Below are 6,102 nucleotides of genomic sequence, written 5' to 3'. Positions count from 1 at the left end.
CATGTGAGAGTAGGTCATCGTCAGACTCCTAATACCAAAAACCCCAGCTTCCTCGAGGCTGGGGTTTTTTATTGCCCTCTAAAAAATCCCCGTCAGTGGTATACTCCGGTATCCGAGCCAAATTAATTGATGGAGCCTGCGAATGCCCGCCCCCGACCATCTGGTTATCTTCGACACCACGCTCCGTGACGGCGAGCAAAGCCCCGGTGCCACCATGAACAAGGCCGAAAAGCTTCGGATTGCAAAAGCGCTGGAGAAGCTTCGCGTCGACGTGATTGAGGCGGGCTTTGCCATTGCCAGTCAGGGCGACTTCGAGGCGGTGAAGGCCATCGCAGAGTCGATCAAGGAGTCGACCATCTGCAGTCTGGCCCGGGCTCTGGATAAGGATATTGACCGGGCGGCGGAGGCCATTCAGCCCGCCGAGCGGGGACGTATCCATACCTTCATTGCCACCTCGCCCATTCATATGAAGCACAAGCTTCAGATGCAGCCCGACGAGGTGGTCGCGCAGGCCGTGCGTGCCGTCAAGCGTGCCCGCAGTCATGTTGATGACGTTGAATTTTCCTGTGAGGATGCCGGTCGTTCTGAGCTGGATTTCCTGTGCCGGATCATTGAGGCGGCCATTGACGCGGGGGCTCGCACGATCAACATTCCGGATACCGTGGGCTACGCCATTCCCGAACAGTTCGGTGACACCATCGCGAAACTGCTGACCCGCATCCCCAACGCCGACAAAGCCATCTTTTCCGTTCACTGCCACAATGATCTGGGGCTGGCTGTTGCCAACTCACTGGCGGCAGTGACCAAAGGGGCGCGTCAGGTGGAATGCACGATCAATGGGTTGGGAGAGCGTGCGGGAAACGCGTCGCTGGAAGAGCTGGTGATGGCTGTAAGAACGCGTCAGGATCTCTTTGAGATTGATACCCGAATCGACACCCGGCACATCGTTCCAGCGTCCCGTCTGGTTTCGACCATAACCGGTTTTCCGGTCCAGCCGAACAAGGCGATTGTGGGGGCCAATGCGTTTGCCCACGAATCCGGTATTCATCAGGATGGCGTTCTGAAGCACCGGGAAACCTACGAAATCATGCGCGCCGAAGATGTGGGCTGGCATACCAACAGCCTGGTTCTCGGCAAACATTCGGGGCGCAATGCCTTCCGTACCCGGTTGTTGGAGCTGGGCATCGAGTTCGAGACGGAAACCGAGCTCAACGAGGCCTTTACCCGGTTCAAGGCCCTGGCAGATCTGAAGCACGAGATCTTTGACGAGGACCTGCAAGCCATTGCCAGTGATACCCGCCAGAAAGAGGAGGTTGGGCGTTATGGCCTGGTGTGTATGCAGGTCTGTTCCGAAACCGGTGTGGTACCAAGAGCCAACCTGACCCTTACCCTAGATGGCAAGGAGCATAAGGTGGAAGCGGAAGGCAGTGGGCCGGTCGATGCCACCTTTAAGGCGATCGAGTCGCTGGTGGATTCCGGCTGTAATCTGCAGCTCTATTCCGTCAATAACATCACCAGTGGCACTGATGCCCAGGGCGAAGTAACGGTTCGACTTGAGCGTGGCGGTCGGATCGTAAACGGCGTCGGTGCGGATACCGATATCATCATCGCCTCAGCCAAGGCCTACATCGAGGCGCTCAACCTCATTAGCCGCGGGGGTATTCGGCAGCACCCTCAGGTTGCGGATGTTTAAACGTAAATGACCGGAAGTTTCAGACAGCCAATGATGCAATCGGAAACCGAACGGCAATTCTATCTTGGTATGGCGGGCGTGCGGCTCTGGTATGCCCGGAGCGCTTTGCCGGGAGCAGCACCAAGCCCAGACTATATTTTTGACGATGAGCAGGGCTCCGAGGCCGATCAGCTAGAGGTTCCCGTCCCTTCGGCTCCAGTTCGGCCTGTCCGGGGCGGAGCCTCCCCGCCTGGAGATCGTCAGGAAACCGGTGGCGCAAGGGTCGCCAACCTTCAGGCGTTAATTGACGACGCCGGATCTCCTTCCGGCCGTCCGGGTAGGGCTGATGGCTCACAGGGTGACAAGGTTTTGCCAGAAGAGAGCGAACCTGGCTCTGCAGAGAAGGATGTGGCCCCGGTCATAAGTGGTGGGCTGACACCCGAACTCAATTTGCAGCTATGGATCGGACGGGACGTATCAATGATCGCAAGCCTTTCGGCGGAGGCGAGCCTGCGTTTGCAGGAAACGTTGGCTGAGAACATCCTCAAGAGTCTTGGCGAAACCCAGCTTCGCCGGGTGGGGCCCGTCCGCTGGCCGGTGTTTAATAATCTGCGGGCGCCAGGTAATTCGATGGCAGATCTCAGGTCGGTTCTTGATCATGCTTTGTCGACGTTGCAGGGCCAGAAAGTTGTGGTACTCGGGCTCCCTGGGCCGGAGGGGTATGACGGCGATGAGAGTTGGCTGCAATACATTTCCGGTACCCGTCCGGATCTGAACTTTGCGGGCACGTTGGCCGAATTGGCGTCTGATCCCGCCCAGAAGCGAGCCTTGTGGCAGCAACTGAAATCGTTGGCAGGGCAGTGATGTTGGAATCGGAGGCCTTTCGCCGGGTCATGCACAGTGACCTGACCATCCGGCTTCTGGCCCGGGAGGACCTGCCTCAGGTTCTTCAAATAGAGCGACAGAGTTATTCCCATCCGTGGGCCGAAGCGGTTTTCCGGGATTGCTTTCGGGAAAACTACCGCCTGTGGGCCGCCTGCCAGGGGGATGTGCTGGTTGGGTACGCCGTGGTTGCCTATATGTTCGACGAGGCGCACCTGCTGAATCTGTGTATACACCCGGACCGGCAAGGTCAGGGATTCGGTCGGCAGCTGTTGCGTCACCTGTTGGGTGAGGCGGGCCGTGAAAACCTCTGGCAGACCATCCTCGAAGTTCGCCTCAGCAATAAGGCCGCCCACCAGCTTTATCTGGCGGAGGGTTTTGCCGAAATCGGCCGTAGGCCGCGCTACTATCCCGCGGCTGACGGGCGCGAGGATGCCCGCGTGATGGCGTTCCGGTTCGCGTAAAAGTCGCTTAGCCCCTATAATAGCCGCTTTCTCGAACATCTGATTCAGGTTGCCTCTCTACTATGTCAAACCTTTCCCAGGAAGTGGCCAAGCGCCGCACCTTCGCGATCATCTCGCACCCGGACGCCGGTAAGACCACCATTACTGAAAAGGTCCTGCTGTTCGGGCAGGCGATTCAGAAGGCCGGCACCGTGAAAGGGAAAAAATCCGGGCAGCATGCCAAGTCCGACTGGATGGAAATGGAAAAGGAGCGGGGGATTTCCGTAACGACCTCCGTGATGCAGTTTCCCTACGGCGGTAAACTGGTCAACTTGCTGGATACGCCGGGTCACGAGGACTTCTCAGAAGACACCTACCGGACCCTGACGGCGGTCGACTCCTGTCTGATGGTTATCGATAGTGCCAAGGGCGTCGAGGAGCGAACCATCAAGCTGATGGAAGTGACTCGCCTCCGCGATACACCGATTCTGACGTTCATGAACAAACTGGACCGGGATACCCGCGATCCCGTCGAGCTGATGGATGAGGTCGAGGATGTCCTCAAAATCGCCTGTGCCCCGATTACCTGGCCGATTGGCATGGGGAAGAGTTTCAAGGGGGTTTACCACCTGCTCCGCGACGAGGTAGTTCTGTACCAGTCCGGCCAGGGGCATACCATTCAGGATACCCGGATCATTCCCGGCCTGGACAACCCCGAGCTTGATGAGGCGATCGGGGCTTACGCGGGTGATCTGCGGGACGAAATCGAACTGGTGAAAGGGGCGTCTCATGAGTTCGACCAAGAGGCGTTCCTGGCCGGAGAACTGACCCCGGTGTTCTTTGGTACTGCTCTGGGGAACTTTGGTGTCGATCACATGCTGGATGGGCTGGTTGAATGGGCGCCACAGCCGCAACCGCGAGAAACGGACCAGCGTCTGGTCGAGCCGGCCGAAGACGGTTTTTCCGGGTTTGTTTTCAAGATCCAGGCAAATATGGATCCTCAGCACCGGGACCGCGTCGCGTTCCTGCGGATCGTCTCGGGAAAATACGTCCAGGGAATGAAGGCCCGCCATGTCCGGATTGGCAAGGAGGTTCGCTTCTCAGATGCACTGACCTTTATGGCTGGTGATCGTGAGCATGCCAGCGAGGCCTTCGCCGGCGATATCATCGGCCTGCACAATCACGGCACGATTCAGCTGGGTGATACGTTTACTGCCGGTGACGACATGAAGTTCACCGGGATTCCGAACTTCGCGCCTGAACTGTTCCGCCGCATCCGCCTGAAGGACCCGCTCAAGGCCAAGCAGCTTCAGAAGGGCCTGATCCAGCTGTCGGAAGAAGGGGCGGTCCAGGTGTTCCGTCCGCTCAGGAACAATGACCTCATTGTTGGTGCGGTTGGTGTGCTGCAGTTCGACGTGGTGGTCAGTCGCCTCAGGAGCGAATACAAGGTGGAGGCGATCTATGAGCCGATCAACGTGGCAACCGCGCGTTGGGTAACCTGTAAGGACGAGCGCAAATTCGATGAGTTTCAGCGCAAGAATAATGACAACCTGGCTCTTGATGGCAGTGATCGACTCGCCTACATCGCACCGACGATGGTAAATCTCAACCTCGCGCAGGAGAGATTTCCGGATGTGGAGTTCCACAAGACCCGGGAGCACTGAGGCTCGGGCTGGAGGTGTGAGTGCGATTGATCGATGCTCATTGTCACTTTGATTTCCCCCGGTTCGACGGATGCCGAGACAGCGAGCTTGATCGGGCGCGGGAATCAGGGCTGGTCGGACTGGTCATACCGGGAGTGCGCCGGGCAGACTGGGATCGGGTTCGCGAGACCGCACTGGCATACCCGGAGACGTTTTATTGTCTGGGCATTCACCCATGGTATGTGGCGGAACATGACGACAGCGACTTACAGCTGCTCGAGCGCCTCATAAGGCAGCGTCCGGAACGGTGTGTTGCTATCGGTGAATGCGGTCTTGATCGCGTCCATGGCGACCTTGATGCCCAGTGGCCCTGGTTCGAGGCGCAGGTCGGCCTGGCGATGCGAGAGCAATTTCCGCTGGTCGTTCACTCGGTCAGAACCCATGACGAGGTCCACGGCATTCTGAACCGGGCGAACTGGGAGGGGCCGGCTCTCGTGCACGGGTTTTCCGGAAGTTATCAGCAGGCCTGCAAGTTAGTTGATCTGGGGTGTTGCATCGGTATCGGCGGGGTGATTACCCACGTCAGCGCCCGGAAGACCCGCGAGGCGGTGGCAAAGTTGCCGCTCAGCGCCCTGGTGCTGGAGACCGATGCTCCAGATATGGCGCCGAGTGGCGTCGAAAAAGGGCGCAATTCCCCCGCAAACGTCGGACTGGTTTTGCGGGTCCTGGCGGAACTCCGAGGCGTCAGCCCCGAAGCGTTGGCGCCAGTCCTGCTGGAGAACGCCCGGCGGTTATACCGCTTGGAACAGGGGGTATAGGGGAATAACGAAACACCGGGGCTCGGGGTTGGCTTTCTTCAGCCGTTCGAGTATACTTCGCGCCCTGGCTTTTCAAGGCGATGTCACTGTCTCAGCCCCGAACGGTGTCACTGCCGCATTAATTACAGGTACAGAACCTCCTCCGGATGCCAAGCATGTACCGGTGGTGGTTTTTAACGTTTCTTATATAGCGTTCAAGGCGGAATCAATGAAGACTCTGAGTGCGAAACCAGAAACAGTAAAACGTGACTGGTACGTTGTAGACGCAGCCGGCAAGACGCTGGGTCGTCTGTCAACCGAAATCGCCCGTCGTCTGCGGGGCAAGCATAAGCCTGAGTACACCCCTCATGTAGACACCGGCGATTACATTGTTGTTATCAATGCGGGCCAGGTGCGGGTTACCGGCAACAAGTCATCTGACAAGATGTACTACAGTCATACCGGCTTTCCGGGTGGAATCAAGTCCATCAACTTCGAGAAGCTGGTGGACAAGGCGCCTGAGCAAATCATTCAGAAGTCTGTCAAAGGCATGCTTCCGAAGGGCCCGCTCGGCCGCGCCATGTTCAAAAAGCTGAAAATCTATGCCGGCGCTGAGCATCCTCACGCAGCCCAGCAGCCCAAAGAACTCGACATTTAACGGAAGG

6 protein-coding genes are annotated in these 6,102 nt (G+C 58.0%); all 6 read left to right on the top strand.

Annotated elements, in window-relative coordinates:
- Nucleotides 1-142 precede the first annotated feature (142 nt).
- The 6 genes from K0B93_RS18200 to rplM all read left to right on the top strand — a co-directional run bounded on the left by K0B93_RS18200 (nucleotide 143) and on the right by rplM (nucleotide 6,095).
- Nucleotides 143-1,693: a 2-isopropylmalate synthase gene (locus K0B93_RS18200; RefSeq protein WP_219868662.1), complete on the top strand. Its 1,551-nt coding sequence runs from the start codon at nucleotides 143-145 to the stop codon at nucleotides 1,691-1,693.
- A gap of 6 nt (nucleotides 1,694-1,699) precedes the next feature.
- Nucleotides 1,700-2,536 (top strand): DNA polymerase III subunit psi, encoded by an 837-nt coding sequence (locus tag K0B93_RS18195; protein ID WP_219868661.1) that lies wholly within the window; start codon nucleotides 1,700-1,702, stop codon nucleotides 2,534-2,536.
- Complete coding sequence (gene rimI / locus K0B93_RS18190; protein WP_285369014.1) at nucleotides 2,503-3,018, top strand: ribosomal protein S18-alanine N-acetyltransferase; 516 nt, start codon at nucleotides 2,503-2,505, stop codon at nucleotides 3,016-3,018. The genes K0B93_RS18195 and rimI overlap by 34 nt, the downstream gene beginning before the upstream one ends.
- A gap of 62 nt (nucleotides 3,019-3,080) precedes the next feature.
- Nucleotides 3,081-4,661, top strand: coding sequence for a peptide chain release factor 3 (gene prfC, locus K0B93_RS18185; RefSeq protein ID WP_219868660.1), 1,581 nt, complete (start codon nucleotides 3,081-3,083; stop codon nucleotides 4,659-4,661).
- Between the two features lie 20 nt (nucleotides 4,662-4,681).
- Complete coding sequence (locus K0B93_RS18180) at nucleotides 4,682-5,458, top strand: TatD family hydrolase (protein ID WP_219868659.1); 777 nt, start codon at nucleotides 4,682-4,684, stop codon at nucleotides 5,456-5,458.
- Between the two features lie 208 nt (nucleotides 5,459-5,666).
- Entirely contained in the window at nucleotides 5,667-6,095 is a 429-nt protein-coding gene (gene rplM / locus K0B93_RS18175) for a 50S ribosomal protein L13 (protein WP_218636853.1), read from the top strand.
- Nucleotides 6,096-6,102: the final 7 nt, after the last annotated feature.

The organism is Marinobacter sp. F4218 (assembly GCF_019443085.1).
GTDB lineage: Bacteria > Pseudomonadota > Gammaproteobacteria > Pseudomonadales > Oleiphilaceae > Marinobacter > Marinobacter albus.
The sequence above is the reverse complement of the archived record's forward strand: the minus strand, read 5'-3'. Positions and strand labels throughout refer to the sequence as shown.